The sequence below is a fragment of the Corynebacterium sp. 212_CJEI genome, assembly GCF_001055915.1.
In the GTDB taxonomy this organism is placed as follows: Bacteria; Actinomycetota; Actinomycetes; order Mycobacteriales; family Mycobacteriaceae; genus Corynebacterium; species Corynebacterium jeikeium_D.
The window spans coordinates 1-18,429 of record NZ_JVPT01000059.1 but is presented as its reverse complement, the minus strand read 5'-3'; the positions used below and the strand labels follow the sequence as shown (position 1 = coordinate 18,429).

The window sequence follows — 18,429 nt, the reverse complement described above, 5'->3', positions numbered from 1 at the left end:
AGGCCATTACGTACGGCTCAGACGCACTCGCCAAGGACGACCGCAGCGCCGCCTACTATCCTGGGAAGATATGACCACCGATTCACCCGCGCCTGTACCCGCACAGCAGCCTCATGCAGCACGGTCTGAGTCTTCCTCACCATCGCTTGACGACGGCCAGGAGAACGCATCCTCACCGAGCATGCTGCAACGTGTTCGCGCCGCTATCCCGCCTGTGTCCATCCTGGTACTGACGGCGGTATTCCTCTTCGCCGGGTGGTTCACGCTCTTCGGTCCTATCAATGTTCTGGCGTGGCGTGGTGGCACGTTCCCCCGCACCGAGGCAGACCGCCCTTACTATCAGCAGGCTCTGAAGGATGTTGCGCGCTATCAGTACGAGGAGCAGCCCTCCCCTGAGGTTTACTTCGGCCTGGCGTGTGGTGCTACTGATGACGACATCCGCAGCGTTATCCCCAAGGTCGGCGAGCACCCGAATTCAGACGCAGACCCAACTGCTGATGCAGATGCCGTCGCCGCCGCTGCTGCCACCAGGCCGGGTTCTGCACCTGCGGCTGCGAACGAGACTTCGAAACTGAATCCAAACCTTGACGCATTCGGCAACACGGTCGACTGCTCCGGTTCCTGGACTGCGCCATTCTTGTCATTCCTGCTCGCTTCCGCGGGTGTTCCGGTCTTTGATACGCCCGAGGATTCGGCTGCCACAACCGAGAACCCATGGCTGGTTACGGATGTCGAACAGCTCATGGATGCCTACAAGACACATGATGCTTTCGTCACCGACAAGGACTTCTCTCCTCAGGTGGGTGACATCATTTTCTACCGCTACCCCGCAGGCCTTGGGGTGCACGCCAACATGGTTGTCGCGGTTCAGGGTGACTGGGTCACCATCGGTGGCGATGAGCTTGGCAAGGTCGGTCTAGCTAGCATGACCCTGCGCAACCGAGGTGGCATCGTGGGCTACGGTGCCACGGGCTACTTCGAGCAAGCACCGCTGGACGCCACCAAATAGCCAAGTTTAAATAGGCAAGTTTTCCTCGATGAGGTCGCGCAGAGTGTCGTCGTCAGGCGAGACCTTAGAGCGGAAACGGCCGATGACCTCGCCCTCTGGGGAAACGACGAACTTTTCGAAGTTCCACTTCACATCCCCAGCCTCGCCGTCGGCGTCCGGGGTTTCCTTCAACAGCTTGTACAGTGGGTGCGCGCCATCGCCGTTGACCTCCGTCTTTTGGAAGAGCGGGAAGGTAACGCCGAATTCGCGCTGGCAGAACTGCTTGATTTCCTCGGCACTGCCGGGCTCTTGCCCACCGAACTGGTTGCAGGGGAAGCCGAGGACGAAGAAGCCGCGGGGTGCGAGTTCGTCGAAAAGTCCTTGCAGATCGTCGTACTGATCTGTGAAACCGCACTCCGAGGCGGTGTTGACGATAAGCAGAACGTGGCCGGCCCAGTCGCGCATCGTTGCTTCGTTACCGTCGATGGTGGTCACTGGGATGTCGAAGAGATTGCTCATAAACCCCACACTAGGGCAGTCCCTCGATAGCCGTCAGAGGTAGCGACTAGCCCACCTGCTCCATGCCTTCAAAGAGCTCGCGGCCCAGCGGCACCGAAGAGTGGTTGACCGGCTGCGCACCCCCATCGACCGCCTGGTCAATGATGCCGACAACATCCTGGCGCAGCTTGTGCTCCCGCAGTTTCGAAGCGTTGACGGAGACGCGCACCGCGCGGCCCTTCTCCAGCGAGCGCTGCACCGAGGAGCGCACCGCACGGCGCCACCAACCGGCGCCGCCGAAGCCCTCGCCGATAGCCAGCACGCGAGTCGGATCAACAGCACCAGTGGTCAGGTCGCGGACACCATTTCGGTCCGCTGCCACACGGAAGCCCAGCTCCGGCAGCACGTTCATGGTCTCTGGCGACATGGTCCACTTCGGCGGTGCAAAGACGTCCGTCTCAAAACCCATCGCACGCATCTGGCGCGTTGCGGCGGTCAGGCGCAAACGCGCTTCATGTTCGCTTAACGACGCAAATTCCGCGCCCCGGCCTCGAACTGACTGATCGAACCCCGCGAGAACAATCTCGATGCCGTCATCGCTACGACGGCGGAGCCAATCCAGCACCGCCGGAGCTTCCCGCAACGACCAGTTTTTACCCGCATGCGGCGCTACCAGCAGAGACGGTGTAATACCGCGCTGTTCCATCGCTGCCACGAAACGAGCGACGTCGAGCAATGTGCCATCGCGCAAACCCGACACCGACACCAAAAGCGGCGAACCGACCACACCACCGTCAACAGTTACGAGCTCTTTGCCCGCTGGACGAATGACCTGGTCGGTCGTCCGAATCTGTTCTTGCACCCCACTGCCTGCCATGGATTCAACAAAAACAGGCGTATGTAAATTTTTGGTAACGGAGAGGACAAGGCTTGGAGAATACTCAGAAGCCTTTCAAGTAAGAGTTCAAAAAAGCGCCATCGCAGGGCATCAATTCGCGTCTGCAGCGCGGATTATCCCCAATGCACAACCTCATCGAGCGCCAGTCCCTTGCGCCAACCGAACTTCTCCAAGTCACGCTCCGCTGCCAGGTGCGTTACCGGACCAATGCACAGCCAAGCCACCGGGCGCACGGGCGCCTCGACACCGACAAAGTCAGCCAGAAAATCCTCATGGTAGAAACTGACCCAGCCGACGCCGAGCCCCTCTGCTGTAGCGGCCAGCCACAGATTCTGAATAGCCAGCGCGACTGACATGAGGCCGGTGTCATCGACGGTGTCGCGGCCGAGAATGTTCTTGCCGCCACGGGTCGGGTCATAGGTGACGACGATGCCCGTTCCCGAGTCCACAATTCCTTCAATCTGAATCGGATTGAAGGTCTCACGCCGCTCGCCTTCGAGCTTGGCCGCGAATTCAGCGCGGCGTCCGGCTACGTGGTCGGCAAACTGCTGCAGGCGGTCCGGGCTCTGAATGATATGAAAGTCCCACGGTTGGGACAGCCCCACCGATGGGGCGGCGTGGGCCGCCGCCAACACGCGCATCAATCGCTCCCTGTCCACCACTTCTCCGGCGAATTCGCGGCGTACATCCCGCCGCCGAAAAAGGGTGTGGTAGACGGCCAACTGTTCGTCGGAAAGCGAATCGGTGTCAAAACCCTGCGCTGCCAGCAGCGTGCGCATATCCATGCCGTTACTCCACCGCACCAGCAGTGTGGACAATCCAGGCGTACTCGAAGGCAGTCTGACGCCAACGTTCGTAACGACCGGAGACACCACCATGACCAGCGGACATCTCGGTCTTGAGCAGGAACTGCCCCGGCTGACCTCCGACAACCTCGCGCAGCTTGGCGATCCACTTTGCCGGCTCCACGTAGAGCACGCGGGTGTCGTTCAAACTAGTAATCGCGAGAATCTTCGGGTACTTCGCATCGGCCGAGATGTTCTCGTACGGCGCGTAGGAGGCCATGTAGTCGTAGACCTCCGGGTCGTGGTAGGGATCGCCCCACTCATCCCACTCCACCACGGTCAGCGGCAGCTCTGGCATCAGCATGGATGTCAGGCAGTCGACAAACGGGACCACGGCCTGAATGCCCGCGAACCTATCGCCAGCAATGTTCGCGACCACGCCCATCAGCATGCCGCCCGCCGAACCGCCGAGTGCTACCAGCTGCTCGCGTGTGGTCCACCCAGAATCCAGCAGGTAGTCAGCGACGGCGACGAAGTCAGTGAATGTGTTCTTCTTCGTGGTTGCGCGACCGTTCTCCCACCAGCCACGGCCCATCTCGCCACCACCGCGGACGTGTGCAATGACAAAGATCATCCCACGATCCAGCAGCGACAGTCGCGCGATGGAAAAGCCCGGATCCATCGAGGCTTCATAGGAACCGTAGCCGTAGAGCAGCGTCGGATTCGGCTTGCTCAGGTCCAGGTCCGCGCGGTGGATAATCGATACCGGAATCTGGGCGCCATCGCTTGCAGTCACCCATTCACGCTTGGCGACGTAATCACCGCGATTAAACTCCCCGCGAATCTTCTGTTCCTTGAGTAGCACCCGCTTGCCCGAGGCAATATCAATCTGCCAGAGCTGCGACGGCGTGGTGAAGGAGCCGTAAGCGTAGCGCAACACCGGGGTGTCCCATTCAGCGTTGCCGGTAGTGCCTGCAGAGTAGAGCTCTTCGTCGAAGTCGAGCTCGACGAAGTTCACAGCGGACGCTGGCACTGGACCAGCAGCATGGCTTGTATCAGAGGAATCACCAGCGGAGCCAGCACCATCCTCGTCCTGCGCCAATACCGCCAGCGCCACACGCCCAATACCGCCGCGACGGTACCCAAACGCGATGTGCCCAGCGAAGCAGTCAACGCCCTCGACACGGACGTCATCGCGGTGCGGGACCAGCTCAGTGAGATCCGAAATACTGTCGAAAGACCCCACCGGCACCATGGCCAGTGCGAAGTTCGAGCCAGTCATATTGTGTGTAATCAGCCACATATCCTGGCCACTAATGACGGCGTGGTCGATGTCGTATTCAACACCGGACTCGCGCGGGCGCACGCAGGCGAACTCACTGGTCGGGTCACTGGCGTCCAGGTACCAAACCTCGGAGGTAATCTTCGAGGAGCTCTCAATAATCAGGTACTTTTCGCTGCGTACCGTACCGACTCCGACCCAGTAGGCCTCATCGGGCTCATGGAAGACACAGACGTCATCCTCGGTAGAGGTGCCCACGCGGTGACGCCACACGGAATCCGGCCGCCAGGCTTCGTCGACCTTCTGATAGAAGATCCATTCCGAGCCAACCCAGGTAGCACCTGCGGCGATGCCCGCAATTTCGTCGTCAAGTAGTTCGCCCGTGCGCAAATCCTTTACGCGCAGCGTGTAGCGCTCGTCGCCTGTGACGTCGGTGGAGTAGGCCAGCAGATTGCCGTCCGCGGAGACGCTCGCTGCGCCGAGAGCGAAGAAGTCGTGGCCTTCGGCCAGCTCGTTGGCATCCAGGATGACCTGTTCTCCTGGTGCCGGGGAGTCGTCCGCGATGGTCGGTGGCGTCCACGCGGCAAGACCGTCACCGGCCTCCGCGCGCACGCGACAGCTCATCCCGTAAGACTTGCCCTCCTGCGTGCGTGAGTAGTACCACCAGCCATTAAGGCGAGTTGGGACCGACATGTCGGTCTCCTGCACACGCGACTTGATTTCCTTAAAAATCGCGTCCGCGACGCCATCAAGATCGGAGGTAAAAGCCTCCGTATAGGCATTTTCAGCCTCTAGGTATTCGATAACCTCGGGGTTTTCCTTATCGCGGAGCCACTCGAAGTTATCGGTGAAGTCCCTTCCGTGGAAGGACCGAGTCACCGGCTTCCGTTGTGCACGGGGTGCGGGCAAATCCTTTTTTGCAGGCTTGCCGACGGATGCCGAGTCCAAGGTCACTTCGCTCACGCAGGTTCTCCAATCCAGTCCGAGAAGCGGCGGCCCGACAGTCGTTCGTAGGCCTCGACGTACCGCTCGCGAGTTGCTTCCACAACACTACCCGGCAGCGCCGGCGGCGGAGTGCCCTCGTCCTTCTTCCAGCCGGACTTGGAGCAGGTCAGCCAGTTTCGGACGTACTGCTTGTCGAAGCTCGGGTTAACCGAACCCTCCTGGTAGGAGTCGGCTGGCCAGTAGCGGGAGGAGTCCGGGGTGAGGACCTCGTCGGCCAGCACCAGGTTGCCGTCGGAGTCGAGACCGAACTCGAACTTGGTGTCGGCCAGGATGATGCCGCGCTTAGCAGCCAGTTCAGCAGCCTGGGTGTAGATACGCAGGGTGGCATCGCGCAGTTCTTCGGCACGCTTCTGCCCCAGGGACTCCACAACGGCGTCGAAGGAGACATTCTCGTCGTGCTCGCCCAGTTCGGCCTTGGTGGCCGGGGTGAAAATCGGTTCTGGCAACTTGGAGCCCTCGACGAGCCCTTCAGGCAGCTCAATGCCACAGACAGTGCCGTTTTCCTTGTACTCGACGAGACCCGAGCCGGTCAGGTAGCCACGTGCGACACACTCGAATGGCAGCATGTCCAGCTTCTTGCACACCAACGCTCGGCCGAGGCACTCCTCCGGAATGCGCTCATCGTCGGCCGGACCGGCCATATGGTTCGGGAAGTCGATCTCGTCGAAGAAGAACACGCTCATCGCGGTGAGCACCCGACCCTTGTCAGGAATCGGGGTCTCCAGAATGTGGTCGAAGGCAGAAATACGGTCACTGACCACAAGCAGCAGAGTCTCAGGGTCAATCTCGTAGATTTCCCGGACCTTGCCCGCGGAAAGATGGTTATACGAGGAAAGTTCAGGTCGCATGGCGATAAAGTCTAAACCCCTATACGCCTTTGCACTCTATTGATACCTCCGGCCGCCACCCCAACTAGTGGGGATTGACGCAATTACCGTCGTCAAGCGGGAAAACTTTTGAGATTCCGGAGTGCTGCCCATCGAATTTTTCACAGGTGGACGACGGTGTTTACCCCTCACCTCCCCCGCTCGGTAGATGACTGGACAAAAATATTTCTAAAAACGTGACAGAAAACACCGATACCAGTATTGTCTAAATTTAGTAATTCACGTCACACTTCAAGGATTTTGAAGGGAACAATCACATGGCAGCTCAGGCCAACAATAACTCTCTGCGCCGCGCAGTCGTCGTCGGTGGTAACCGCATTCCGTTCGCTCGTTCTAATAAGGAATACGCTAACGAGTCGAACCAGGACATGCTGACCGCCGCAATCGACGGTCTCGTCGCCCGCTTCGGTATCGGCGGCGAGCGCCTCGGCGCAGTCTCCGCCGGCGCTGTGCTGAAGCACTCCCGTGACTTTAACCTCACCCGTGAGTGTGTCCTCGGCTCCGCACTGGCGCCGGACACCCCGGCTTTCGACATTCAGATGGCATGTGCCACCGGCATGGAAGCCCTCAACTCTGTCTCCAACATGATCAAGCTGGGCCAGATTGACTCCGCCATCGCCGGCGGCGTGGACACCACCTCCGACGCTCCGATTGCTGTCAACGACCGTCTGCGCAAGATCCTGCTGGAGGCCAGCCGCCAGAAGTCCACTCTGGACATGGCAAAGGTCTTCCTGAAGGCTCGTCCGTCCGACCTGGCTCCGGACACCCCGTCGACCGGCGAGCCGCGCACTGGCCTGTCCATGGGTGAGCACCAGGCCATCACCACCGCCAAGTGGGGCGTTACCCGTGCTGAGCAGGACGAGCTCGCCGCCGCTTCCCACCAAAACATGGCAAACGCTTACGACGAGGGCTTCTTCACTGACCTCGTCACCCCGTACAAGGGCGTTTCCCGTGACACCAACATGCGCCCGGACTCCACCCCGGAGAAGCTGGCCAAGCTCAAGCCGGTCTTCGGCCGCGGCCTGGAAGCAGAGCCGACCATGACCGCCGGTAACTCCACTCCGCTTACCGACGGCGCCTCTGCCGTCCTCGTCTCCACCCCGGAGTGGGCCGCTGAGCGCGGTCTGCCGGTGCTTGCCGACGTCGTCGATTCCGAGGCAGCCGCAGTTGACTTTGTCCACGGCGACGAGGGTCTGCTGATGGCTCCGGCTTACGCCACCCCGCGCCTGCTGGCCCGCAACGGCTGGACCTTCGACGACTTCGACTTCTTCGAGATCCACGAGGCTTTCGCCGGCACCGTCCTGTCCACTATGAAGGCATGGGAGGACGAGGAGTTCTGCCGTACCAAGCTCGGACTGGAAGGCCCGCTGGGCTCGATTCCGCGCGAGAAGCTCAACGTCAAGGGCTCTTCCCTGGCAGCCGGCCACCCATTCGCCGCTACCGGCGGCCGCATTGTGGCAGCCCTCGCCAAGATGCTGCGCCAGAAGGCAGACGAGACCGGCAAGACCACTCGCGGCCTGATTTCTGTCTGTGCCGCGGGCGGCCAGGGTGTTGTCGCAGTTCTCGAGGCTCGCGTCTAAAAGCGCACCACCGATAAAGACACTTTTACTTTCAAGGAGAATTTTCCATGACCGATAAGTACCAGGAACTCGTCAACGGTGGTCCGCTCACTGGACTGGCTAAAGCAGCTGGCCTGCCACAGCCACCGTTCCTGCGCCGCCACAAGCCGGGCGGTCCGCTGCTGAACAACGACAAGGTGCTCGTCACCGGCGAGGGTGCAGATGCAGACGCAGTTGCAGCCCAGCTGGCTGAGTGGGGCCTGCAGGTCCGTCGTGGCACCGCCGCTGACGACAAGATTGGTGCCATTGTCCTCGTCGCCACTGAGGCCAAGCGTCCGGCAGAGCTGCAGGGCCCAGTGCTCGCTGCTGCAAAGCACATGCGCAAGCTGGACAAGGGTGGCCGCATCGTCACCGTCTCCCGCGCCAAGGATGCTCACCACAACGCAACCCCGGCCGAGATCGCTGAGAACGCTGTCGCCGGTGGTATCGAGGGCCTGATTCGCTCCCTCGGCCACGAGGTTCGTGGCGGCTCCACCGCCAACGGTATCCTCGTTGCTCCGGGTGTCTCGGTCACCGCACCGTCCGTGATTTCCTCCCTGCACTTCTTCCTCTCCGGCCGCTCGGCCTTCATCGACGGCCAGTTCCTCCGCGTCACCTCCGACGCTGGTGAGATCCCGGCCGACTGGGATAAGCCGCTGGCTGGCAAGGTTGCCGCTGTCACCGGTTCCGCCCGTGGTATCGGTGCCGCTATCGCTCGCCAGCTCAAGGCTGACGGCGCAGAGGTCATCGTCATCGACGTTCCGCAGGCTGGCGAGGCTCTGTCCAAGGTTGCCAACGAGCTCGGTGGCCTGGCTCTGCAGCAGGACATCACTGCCGACGACGCCGGCAACGCCATTGCAGATGCCGCTGTAGCTCGCTACGGCCGCCTGGACATCGTCATCCACAATGCAGGCATCACCCGCGACAAGATGTTCGCCAACATGGACGACGCCAAGTGGGGCTCGGTCATCGCCGTCAACATCGAGTCTCAGCTGAAAATGAACGAGCAGCTGCTGAACCACAAGGCCTTCGAGAAGGCTCCGCGTATTGCCACCATGGCTTCCACCTCCGGTATCGCAGGTAACCGCGGTCAGACCAACTACGCCACCTCTAAGGCCGGCGTTATCGCAATGGTCGAGGCTTACGCTGAGGAGTTCGCTAAGCGCGGCGGCAACATCAACGCTGTTGCTCCGGGCTTCATCGAGACCGACATGACCGCTGCTATTCCGTTCGTCAACCGCCAGGTTGCTCGACGCGTGAACTCGCTGCAGCAGGGTGGCCAGCCGGGCGATGTCGCCCAGGCAATCGCCTTCCTGGTCTCCGACCGCGCTCTCGGCGTCAATGGTCACGTCCTGCGCGTCTGCGGTCAGAACATCGTCGGCGCCTAAGCGAAGTCGCGGCTTCCGCATAGGCTCCCGATAAGGAGGAAAGAGGAAAACTTATGGCTAAGACCCTGGATGCCATTCCCAATCTGGTTCCGCTCTACGCCAAGGCAGCTGCTGGTTCGGCGAAGAAACGCCCGAACTCCACCGAAATCAAGGTCGATGAACTAGTGGTCAAGGGCGTCACTGTCGATGCCGACCGTGACCAGGACTTCCGCGACGTCGTTGGCGCCCCGAAGTCTGAACAGGCTTTCTTCGGCCACATCCACGCCCTAATCATGCCCATCCAGATGGAGCTAATGGCTGCGGATGATTTCCCGCTGCCGATGATGGGCCTGGTCCACACCGAGAACACCTACCGCGAAATCTCGCCTGTCACACTCGGTGGCAAAGTTGATATCGCGGTGAAGGTTGCCGCATTCCGCGCTCACCGCTCGGGCACTGAGGTTGTTCTGGAGTCAACTGTTACATCGTCCACATCCGGCGCCACCTTGGTCGAGGAGCAGTCGGTGTATCTGGCCAAGGGCGTTCGCCTGAAGGATGCCGAGGGCTTCGAAGAGGTCCAGGCACAGCGTGAGGCCATCAAGTCCGGCGCCGAGACCATCAAACGCGAGCAGTTCAAGGTTCCCTTCCCCACCGCTCAGTGGAAGCTAGCTGGCAACACTGGCCGCCAGTGGGCCAAGGTTTCCGGTGACTGGAACCCGATTCACATCACCTCTGTCTCCGCCAAGGCCCTGGGTATGCCGGCAGCAATTGCACACGGCATGTACACCGCCTCCCGCGCGCTGGCTGAGGCGCAGGTTCTGCCGGGTCAGCCATACGAGTTCCAGATTTCCTTCGGGGCACCAGTCGTTCTGCCGACCACGATCAATGTCGCCCTCACCCACACCGGTGACGGCGCGGGTGCCGCACACGATCTGACTGATGGCAGCTCCAACATTGGCCGCGCAGTCAAAATCGTCGCATGGGACCGCAAGAAGAAGCGTCCGCACTTCACCGGAAGTGTTCGCCCACTGAAGTAGTGGATTTCGCTATGCATCTGTAGTTATTCCATAACGCATTGATGCTAAGCGCTGTAGAAAAGGCCGCACTTTGGAAACCCAGTCATCTCGTTGACTGGTTCATTCCAAAGCGCGGCCTTTTTGTTTGCCCTGTTTGGCTCCGCTGAGAGGCCTCTGGAATCTACCTCCCCTCGTTGGGGAGACACCCCCGCTGCCAGCCCCGCTATCTTTCTCGCCTTGAAAATCAACTGCTGGATTTTTCTGCCGTTAATACAGAGCCGCGGCTTTACTTCTCAATTGCATTACTAAGCACGTTCAGTCTTACGTAAGCAGCACCTTGTTGACACCACGTTCACTCCTGTACGTTATTGTTCAACCCATTGAACACAGGAGGTAATTGAGTGTCTTCATCCTCGAAGACGCCGCTGACTTTCACGGAACTCCCACTGGAGGAGTCACCCAGAATCGTGTACTTCTCCAGTGCCTCTGAAAACACTCACCGGTTCGTCCAAAAGCTTGCTCAACCCGCAGCACGCATCCCGTTACATCCGCGAAAAGACGGAATGATTCGCGTCTGCAGACCATTTGTCCTGATTACACCGACTTATGGCGGCGGATGTCGTCGCCGCGCAGTACCCAAGCAAGTCATCGCTTTTCTCAACGACGAAACCAATAGGAGTTTCATCCGCGGTGTCATCACCTCGGGAAACACGAATTTCGGCACCGACTATTGCATAGCCGGAGCCATCATTTCTGCAAAATGCCAGGTCCCGGAGCTGTATCACTACGAGCTACTGGGGACAGACCACGATGTGGAGAACGTCCGAGAGGGCCTGGAAAAATTCTGGAGGAGTGCTACTTCTTGAACATCTACAGCTATTCAACTACGCCACCGTCTTTTCGGAAAGACCCATCTGCACGCCTTCGGCCAATCAACTGGAACCGAGTGCAAGATGACAAAGATCTCGAAGTGTGGAATCGCCTAACAGCAAATTTTTGGCTGCCTGAGAAAGTCCCGCTGTCCAATGACCTTGCAGACTGGCGGCGTCTCACCGATCTAGAACGCGAGCTGACTATGAAGGTCTTCACAGGACTGACCATGCTCGACACAGTGCAGGCGTCTGTCGGAGAGATTTCCCAAATTCAAGATGCCCGCACTGAACATGAAGAGGCGGTCTATACCAACATCGCTTTCATGCAAGCAGTGCATGCAAAGTCCTATTCTTCAGTTTTTTCAACGCTGTCCAATACCCCTGACATCGACGCTGCCTACCAATGGGCAGTCGGCAATGACATCCTGCAGGCACGTTCAAAAGCTGTGCTCAAACACTATTACGGTGCCGTTCCACTCAAGCGAAAGGCGGCAGCAACGCTTCTTTCGTCTTTCTCGCTTTACGCCGGTTTCTACCTCCCGCTGCACTTCGCATCACGAGGCATCCTGACCAACACCGCCGACATGGTGCGCCTGATCCTGCGTGACAAAGCTGTGCACGGCTATTACTCCGGCTACAAATTCCAGCGCGGCGTAGAAACCTACGACGCCACCACGCAAACGCAGATGAAGGCTTTCGTCTTCGAGCTTCTCGACGAGCTATACCAGCTCGAACTGAGGTACTCCGAAGCTCTATACGAGCCACTCGGGCTTTACGACGACGTTGCCAACTTCATTCGATACAACGCCAACAAAGCGCTTATGAACTTGGGATATCCGCAGCGGTTTAACCATGATGAGACCGCTTTCAAACCCGAGATTCTCGCCGCCCTCACCCCGGGATCAGATGAAAACCACGACTTTTTCTCCGGTTCCGGCTCCGCATATGTCATCGGAAAAGCCGAAGACACCGCAGACGAAGACTGGGATTTCTAAACCCGCGTCTTTCCCCATACATCCTAAGAAAGGAACATTCGCATGACTGCACAGATTTCTATCCTGGTAGGAAGCTTGCGTCGAGCCTCCTATGCACGAAAGATTGCACTCAAGGCAGCCACGTACTTCCCCGATGACTTCAAAGTCGACATCGTCGAGATTCGTGACCTCCCTCTCTACAACTTCGACTACGACGACCCCGCAGTGTCCGATATTGCGACTCCCGCGGAATACACCAGTTTCCGGGAAACCATTAAAGCCAGCGATGGCATCCTATTTGTCACCCCAGAAAACAACCGCACAATTCCTGCAGCTCTGAAGAATGCCGTTGACATCGGATCTAAGCCCAACGGTGATGTGGCATGGAAGAACCTGCCCGCGGGAATTATCAGCCACTCCGTCGGCCGTATGGGAGGTTATAGCTCTCAGAAGAACTTGCGACTCGCGCTGTCGTACTTCGACATGCCGATGCTCGGTCAGCCAGAGGTCTTCCTGGGACAATCGCCAACACTCATTGACGAACAAGGAGAATTCACGTCGTCAAGCACTGAGGACTTTGTTCGCGACTACATCAACAGATTTGCAGACCTAGTTCGCGAGCAGAGCCCACGCCACTAACTGAAATCCCCTAATCAGCGCAGCGTTACTGGGGATATCACCGTATGAAGATTCTTCACTGACTAGGATCAAACGCTGCGTTCTCTGCGCGGTTAAGCGCTCGTCGTTAGGCTCATTTTCATGACTGTTTCTATTTCGGCCGTGATCGCGCTTAACGACGACCCTCGCGCCGCTGCGCGGTTTTACGCCGAAGGTTTTCACTCCAACATCAAGCCCAACTCCACCACGCTCACCATCGGTGGGATGGACTTCGAGCTCATTGAGGACGGGAACCGCCGATTAACCCCCGCTGTGTCTTTTTTGGTGCGATTTGCCCCTGGTCAGGAAAACCAGCTGCGCAGACTGTGGGAGCATCTGATGGCGGGTGATGAAACCATCAGCGGTGGTGCTACGCTCATGCCCCTGACCAGCTACGATTTCTCGCCGCTCTTTGGCTGGTTGGTAGACGGCAATGGGGTCAACTGGCAACTGATGATTAATTCCTTAACCAGCGGGGCTGCAAGCACGGACGCTGCCGCAAAGACAGCGAATCCCGCCGTTATTCCCTACTTCATGTGGACAGGCGACGAACCACAGGCTGCCGCCGCCACCGAGGTATACAACCAACTTTTCGGGTCAGAGAATTTCATGACGCTCGACTCGCCGGGCATGCACACTTTCACCTTCGGCGACGGTGTGGCGATGCGTCTCTCCAGCGATTCTGCCGAAGAGGTCGAAAGCGCCTGCCAAGCGCTTGGCCTTACAGGCGCTGAGGTTGCCGAGGGCACGGAAACCGTCGTCAAGCCTGACCGATTCGGCGTGTACTGGACGCTCTAGAGTTACTTACGGGTCAACGCGATTGTCGCGCCGACGACCAAGACCAGAAGCACCGCCCCCATAGAGAACCACATCATCTTCGAGGAGCCGTCATCCTCGTTTTCTTCGGTGGTCTTCGGATTCTGCTGGCTACTAGTCGGGGTTTCGCTACTTGGCGACTTGTGCGCGACCTGTTCAAAAGCTGGGCCCGGAATCTTCTCGCCGACCAACTCCGTGGTTAGCTGATAAGTCACCGGGACATTTTGAACATCCGCGACATCGTGGGATTTACCGGCGCCCCAACTGTTGTTGAAGAAGACAACGATGTACTGGTCACCATCCAGCCACGCTCTTTCAGCCTCGTAATCGCCCGACTTTTCACTATCTTCGCCGATCCGATTGCGGTAGTTAATCCGGGCCGAGTTACCAAATGTTGTCTCTTCGCCGATCTGGTGTTCATTTACAGGACGGGTTTCCTCGCTACCGGCGAGTTGGCGTGCCGAATTCAGCGTCTTGATATCCAGGCCGGAGATCTGTGCAAGCTTGTCCGCTTCTGGGGCGTCAATGAGTTTGACGGCGCCGCGGAGCTGCTGCCCATACTCGGACTTGATCTTGTACACGTGCGTCTCACCAGGAACAATGTCGGCCGTGACGCTGCTGATGTTGTCGACAGTAAGTTCCGTGGCGTCATCGAACCACGAACCTGGGGTGACCTTCTTAGCCTGATCTGCTTCCGGTGTCGCGGGCGGAGGGTTCAAGCTCTACACACTCGACGAGCTGAACTTCTGGCTAACCGAAACCGGCTTCATGCCGCCACCATCGTGGAAGCGCACCCGCCGCAAAAACCCCGTCGGACTAGGGCGCAACTGCGCCCTATTCGAATCAGCACGCACCGGGGCATACCGCGAAATCCGCCACCACTTCGGCAACCCCGACGGACTCGGCCGCGCAATCCAAACCACCGCACAAGCCATGAACCAACAACTCTTCAGCGAACCACTGTCTACACGCGAAGTCGACCAAATCGCCCGCTCCATCCACCGATGGATCACCACCAAATCCCGCATGTGGGCAGACGGCCCCGCCGTCTACGAAGCAACCTTCAGCACCATCCAAAGCGCACGAGGCCGCAAAAGCGGAGCGGTTAGGCGTAAAGCTGCTCAAGAGAACTGGAGAAGTGCCCTATGAGTGAGGTTTATGCTCGCTATCCGCGTAACGGAAAAACAGCTCGCGCTCTTGCCGAGAAAATGGGCGCGTCTGTTAGAACCGCTCAACGATGGACTAGTGAATCGCGCGAAGACTACCTCGCACGCGCTAACGAGAAGCGTCGCCGCGTCCGAGAGTTACGTGCTCGTGGGCTAAGCATCAGGGCGATAGCAAAACAAACTGGGTACTCCGTGGGAACAGTCCACCGCTACGTATCAGAGTAAAGCCAGATGCTACGTTCTTCTACTCATCATCAGAGTGATTCTCCTTGAGAAAACCCATGAAACTGAAGTATGGGACATCTTCTGTAGCTCGTTGAACGGCTTCGAAAACAGCATCACTAATAGGGTCAATTATCTTGTCACTTAGGTTTAAGACTTCCAGGAAGAAATGCTGAGTAATCATGTACGGACGAAAATTTTCCTGATTACTACCAGGGTCTAATTCTTCAGCAAGCTGATACTCGTCTTCATCGCACTCATCAACTGTGAAATCAGGAAGATCGTCAATTTCGGGAAAAGAAACTTTGAGTTCCTTCTTGAAACGCTCGGCAACCTGGTAAGAGTCTTTTTCAGAGCAATAAACGTAAAGGTCTTCGTAAAAGCCTTGCAGCTCACCATTTGACAAGGAAGAAGGATTGGTCATGCGAAAGTCACTCCGTTCATTAGTAGTCGGGATAGTAAGCCTAGCTTTAACGGGGGGCAGCGTTCTCTGTTGCGCCGAGTGCTAGTGCGTATGCACCGAAGCCAGCATCGGAAGTCTTCCTAGCGAAGAAAAAGCCCCCACGAGGAAAAGGCGTCACGCTGAAGTGCGCTGTCGTAAATCTTCGGAATGAAGCAACTGGGCAATACATCTTTGGCAAAGGCAAGGACAGGGGCGCCGCTCAGCGAGATGCAAATAATAAACTGGGGAGGATGAAAGGAAAAGGATTCAAGCTCAAGCACTGCCGAGCAATCTAGCGCTCAACCTACGTTCCGCTTTCATCGAAAGAATCCGGCGCTTCGTTCCATGTGTTACCTCGCCGGCGACATCGCGCGAGCCAACGGCTTAACCGTCGCGCTTGCGCTCTGGCCGCGGCGCACCGCGCTTCCTGCGCGGGCGCACACCAAAAACAACTCCCGCGCTGTCAGCGACAGCCTCAGCCCCAAGCACACGACGAGGATGCGACTGCACCGAGCCTTGATCGCGATCAGCGCCCCGTAGAGCGTTCAAAGCATCCTCCACGCCTTGGAGTGCCAACTCGCGCTGTGAGGCGCTCAGCGTCGCGTCTGAGGCGATTTCTGAGCCAATTTCACGCAACCGCTCGATGTACGAACCACTCACACGCCCAAACCTCCCAAAAACCGGTCAATAGCCCCATCCTGCACGCCGCCCGCGCCACACACGCACCCAGTCCCGACCCTGCCAAGTAACGAAAGTGACCCGCCAGGGTCGACACACCTCTTGCAGATGAGCATCTGCGACTTTTTAGGGACTGCCGCGGTGGTGGGACCGCCTTGCCGAGGGGCCGGTTTAGTGGTCGATGAAGTCGGGGTGCGTAGTGCGCGTTGGGGGCCTCTCGGGGCGCCCAGGGGGAGGAACTCGCTTCGCTCGTGCAGTGAGAAAAGCTCTCCAGGGGATCCCCCCCCTGGAACCCCGGAAATATCTGACTTGGTTCGCGACGTACTTTGAACACGCTGGGGAGAAATCCCCGAGCACAAAACACCCCTGTGCAAGGATGAGCACCATGACAGCTCCCACCGACCGGCCAGACGGCAAATTCGAGCAGCTATGGCTGCCACTATGGCCGCTAGCGTCGGATAATCTGCGCGACGGAATCTACCGCACCAGCAGGCAAAAAGCACTCGGGAAACGATTCATCGAAGCCAACCCCGATGCGATTTCCAACCTGCTTGTCGTCGACATCGACCACGACGACGCACTCATCCGCGCCATGTGGGATCGCGAACAGTGGCGATCCAACGCAGTCGTCGAAAACCCCACCAACGGCCACGCACACGCCGTATGGGCGCTAGAAGCCCCATTCGCACGCACCGAGTACGCCCACCGCGCACCACTGGCCTACGCTGCCGCAGTCACCGAAGGACTACGCCGCAGCGTCGACGGCGACACCGCCTACTCCGGGCTGATGACCAAAACCCCGAGCACACCTGCTGGACAAGCCACTGGGTCACCAACCACCTCTCCTTGTCGGACGGGAACGCCTCCGGCACATCAGTCAGGTTTTCGTTGGCGAAACGCTTGATGGTCACTTCTGCAGGAATGTCCTGACCTTCGAAGGGGCCTCCTTTTCGGGCCACGGAGAACACCATATTGCCCGACTTACAGTCCCCCTCCGCTCCTCCGGACTGCTTGGTTGTTATCGATGCGAAAAGGGGGCCATTGGAGTCGATGATGCCATTGCCGAAATCATTGGCAAGGAAGCAACTGCTGTCGTCCAAATGCATAGTGAGCGAGAAGTTGCGGACATCTAGGTCCATCAAAGTCGCGCCTGACGACGCTCCCGGCACCGTGGCCGCACTAATTGCAAGCCGCTCTCCCTCAGCGACCGGGACGGAGAAGTACTCAGCACCGTCGCCTTCCTGATTACTGATGCTGCGCTCGGACTCAGGAGTCTTTTCCCGCAGCTTGGTCGAGAACGTTTCCACGTCGGCAGGCACCTGGGGAGCGCTCGTAGGAGCGTCGCCGCCCTGTATCTCTTGCGCGCTGGACTTCGCGGTGCGTGCGGTGCGGGTCGCCAGCGTCTTCATGGACTCAGCCAGCGAATCGGAGTCCTGGGCATCTAGGTACTCGCAGCCTATTGCGCCTGTGCACGCCCTGCTTTGATTCCCGCAAAAGAGCCTACGAGCACCAGCAACATGGAAATAGTGGGCACGACCGCCGAGAGTTGTCTTGTTCTGATCATGTGGTCGGTTCCTTTTCTTCCAGCGTGAAAAGAACGTTACCCGACAAAAGCATCCGCGCAATGGAAACTTATTAGAAGTGCGGTGGCTTTCTAGGGCTCACACAAGCAGCGCCACTCGTGGCGCACTCCGAGCTAGCGCACACGTTCTTCCAGCACCTCTGGATCGACAGACAAAAAGTGTGTCTGATTCTCAAGATAATGACTGGGCAGACACCAAAAATTACGGACTCCACACGTGAATACGGGCTGCAAATGTGAAACTGTGCGAGTCTATGACACTTTCAGGCCATTTTTCGGGCCATTTTTGACATAAACGCAGTCAGTAATTCGGATCGACCCGCCGTCGCTGACATAAACTCAGTCAGTAACTCGCATTGAGGTAAGTATCGAAGGCGCCCACCCGCCGACGCGCCGGTCGACACGCCGAGCGGGCACACTTTTTGGGGATGCGGACGGAATCTTGGAGGATTCCATCATGAACCGCTCATACACCAAGGAGCAGCGACGCAGAGCTCTGCAGGTTTACAAGCGTACTCAATCGGTGACCAAGACCGTCCGTGAACTTGGTTATCCAGGGCGATGGACGCTGTACAAATGGTTGCGTGAACCCGCCAAACCTGGTCGACCCCGCAAACAGTCAAAAACATTGACCCGCTACCCGTTTGAGGTCAAGCTTCGTGCTGTTGAGCTCTTCAACGCTGGTTGGAGGCCAGC

At 58.4% G+C, this 18,429-nt stretch carries 18 protein-coding genes and 1 pseudogene; 11 read left to right on the top strand and 8 right to left on the bottom strand.

Annotation, left to right across the window (positions count from 1 at the left end; translation table 11 throughout):
• The first annotated feature begins 70 nt into the window (after positions 1-70).
• The gene (locus ADB02_RS06970; RefSeq protein WP_239272507.1) at positions 71-1,009 is read left to right on the top strand and encodes a hypothetical protein; all 939 of its coding nucleotides are present in this window, start codon (positions 71-73) and stop codon (positions 1,007-1,009) included.
• Positions 1,010-1,015: 6 nt separating this feature from the next.
• Here the strand turns inward: ADB02_RS06970 and ADB02_RS06965 are convergent, their stop codons facing one another.
• From ADB02_RS06965 to ADB02_RS06945, 5 genes are all read right to left on the bottom strand, one after another.
• On the bottom strand, positions 1,016-1,507 hold the full coding sequence (locus ADB02_RS06965; protein ID WP_049190229.1) for a glutathione peroxidase: 492 nt from the start codon (positions 1,505-1,507) through the stop codon (positions 1,016-1,018).
• Positions 1,508-1,553: 46 nt separating this feature from the next.
• On the bottom strand, positions 1,554-2,363 hold the full coding sequence (locus ADB02_RS06960) for a polysaccharide deacetylase family protein (protein ID WP_241482432.1): 810 nt from the start codon (positions 2,361-2,363) through the stop codon (positions 1,554-1,556).
• A gap of 134 nt (positions 2,364-2,497) precedes the next feature.
• Complete coding sequence (bluB, locus tag ADB02_RS06955) at positions 2,498-3,169, bottom strand: 5,6-dimethylbenzimidazole synthase (RefSeq protein ID WP_049190223.1); 672 nt, start codon at positions 3,167-3,169, stop codon at positions 2,498-2,500.
• A 4-nt stretch (positions 3,170-3,173) separates the two neighbouring features.
• Positions 3,174-5,405 (bottom strand): S9 family peptidase, encoded by a 2,232-nt coding sequence (locus ADB02_RS06950; RefSeq protein ID WP_414630088.1) that lies wholly within the window; start codon positions 5,403-5,405, stop codon positions 3,174-3,176.
• Positions 5,406-5,410: 5 nt separating this feature from the next.
• A complete protein-coding gene (locus ADB02_RS06945; RefSeq protein WP_038626496.1) occupies positions 5,411-6,304 on the bottom strand; it encodes a phosphoribosylaminoimidazolesuccinocarboxamide synthase in 894 nt (297 codons plus the stop codon).
• 296 nt (positions 6,305-6,600) lie between these two features.
• On the opposite strand from ADB02_RS06945, the gene ADB02_RS06940 reads away from it, so the two are divergent.
• The 7 genes from ADB02_RS06940 to ADB02_RS06905 all read left to right on the top strand — a co-directional run bounded on the left by ADB02_RS06940 (position 6,601) and on the right by ADB02_RS06905 (position 13,625).
• Positions 6,601-7,923 carry an acetyl-CoA C-acetyltransferase gene (locus tag ADB02_RS06940; RefSeq protein ID WP_016421400.1) on the top strand — a complete coding sequence of 441 codons (1,323 nt, stop codon included), beginning with the start codon at positions 6,601-6,603 and terminating at the stop codon, positions 7,921-7,923.
• Positions 7,924-7,970: 47 nt separating this feature from the next.
• Entirely contained in the window at positions 7,971-9,329 is a 1,359-nt protein-coding gene (locus ADB02_RS06935) for a 3-oxoacyl-ACP reductase (protein WP_048732093.1), read from the top strand.
• 53 nt (positions 9,330-9,382) lie between these two features.
• On the top strand, positions 9,383-10,345 hold the full coding sequence (locus tag ADB02_RS06930) for a MaoC/PaaZ C-terminal domain-containing protein (RefSeq protein ID WP_048732091.1): 963 nt from the start codon (positions 9,383-9,385) through the stop codon (positions 10,343-10,345).
• A 380-nt stretch (positions 10,346-10,725) separates the two neighbouring features.
• Positions 10,726-11,190: a class Ib ribonucleoside-diphosphate reductase assembly flavoprotein NrdI gene (nrdI, locus tag ADB02_RS06920; protein ID WP_048732089.1), complete on the top strand. Its 465-nt coding sequence runs from the start codon at positions 10,726-10,728 to the stop codon at positions 11,188-11,190.
• On the top strand, positions 11,187-12,191 hold the full coding sequence (nrdF, locus tag ADB02_RS06915; protein ID WP_080969595.1) for a class 1b ribonucleoside-diphosphate reductase subunit beta: 1,005 nt from the start codon (positions 11,187-11,189) through the stop codon (positions 12,189-12,191). The genes nrdI and nrdF overlap by 4 nt, the downstream gene beginning before the upstream one ends.
• 42 nt (positions 12,192-12,233) lie before the next feature.
• The gene (locus tag ADB02_RS06910; protein ID WP_016421405.1) at positions 12,234-12,809 is read left to right on the top strand and encodes an NADPH-dependent FMN reductase; all 576 of its coding nucleotides are present in this window, start codon (positions 12,234-12,236) and stop codon (positions 12,807-12,809) included.
• Positions 12,810-12,929: 120 nt separating this feature from the next.
• Positions 12,930-13,625 (top strand): VOC family protein, encoded by a 696-nt coding sequence (locus ADB02_RS06905; RefSeq protein ID WP_048732086.1) that lies wholly within the window; start codon positions 12,930-12,932, stop codon positions 13,623-13,625.
• 2 nt (positions 13,626-13,627) lie between these two features.
• Here ADB02_RS06905 and ADB02_RS06900 read toward each other — a convergent pair whose 3' ends face one another.
• A complete protein-coding gene (locus ADB02_RS06900) occupies positions 13,628-14,362 on the bottom strand; it encodes a hypothetical protein (protein ID WP_187271209.1) in 735 nt (244 codons plus the stop codon).
• A 49-nt stretch (positions 14,363-14,411) separates the two neighbouring features.
• On the opposite strand from ADB02_RS06900, the gene ADB02_RS11770 reads away from it, so the two are divergent.
• A complete protein-coding gene (locus tag ADB02_RS11770) occupies positions 14,412-14,792 on the top strand; it encodes a primase C-terminal domain-containing protein (protein ID WP_232250787.1) in 381 nt (126 codons plus the stop codon).
• 261 nt (positions 14,793-15,053) lie between these two features.
• Here the strand turns inward: ADB02_RS11770 and ADB02_RS06895 are convergent, their stop codons facing one another.
• Together ADB02_RS06895 and ADB02_RS06890 are read right to left on the bottom strand one after the other, a co-directional pair.
• On the bottom strand, positions 15,054-15,455 hold the full coding sequence (locus tag ADB02_RS06895) for a hypothetical protein (protein ID WP_048733056.1): 402 nt from the start codon (positions 15,453-15,455) through the stop codon (positions 15,054-15,056).
• Positions 15,456-15,857: 402 nt separating this feature from the next.
• Positions 15,858-16,133: a hypothetical protein gene (locus ADB02_RS06890; RefSeq protein ID WP_048733057.1), complete on the bottom strand. Its 276-nt coding sequence runs from the start codon at positions 16,131-16,133 to the stop codon at positions 15,858-15,860.
• Positions 16,134-16,536: 403 nt separating this feature from the next.
• Between ADB02_RS06890 and ADB02_RS11320 the strand changes: the two genes are divergently transcribed.
• Complete coding sequence (locus ADB02_RS11320) at positions 16,537-17,055, top strand: replication initiation protein (protein WP_197914907.1); 519 nt, start codon at positions 16,537-16,539, stop codon at positions 17,053-17,055.
• 1,135 nt (positions 17,056-18,190) lie between these two features.
• A pseudogene (locus ADB02_RS11315) lies at positions 18,191-18,429 on the top strand (IS3 family transposase); the annotation flags it as partial.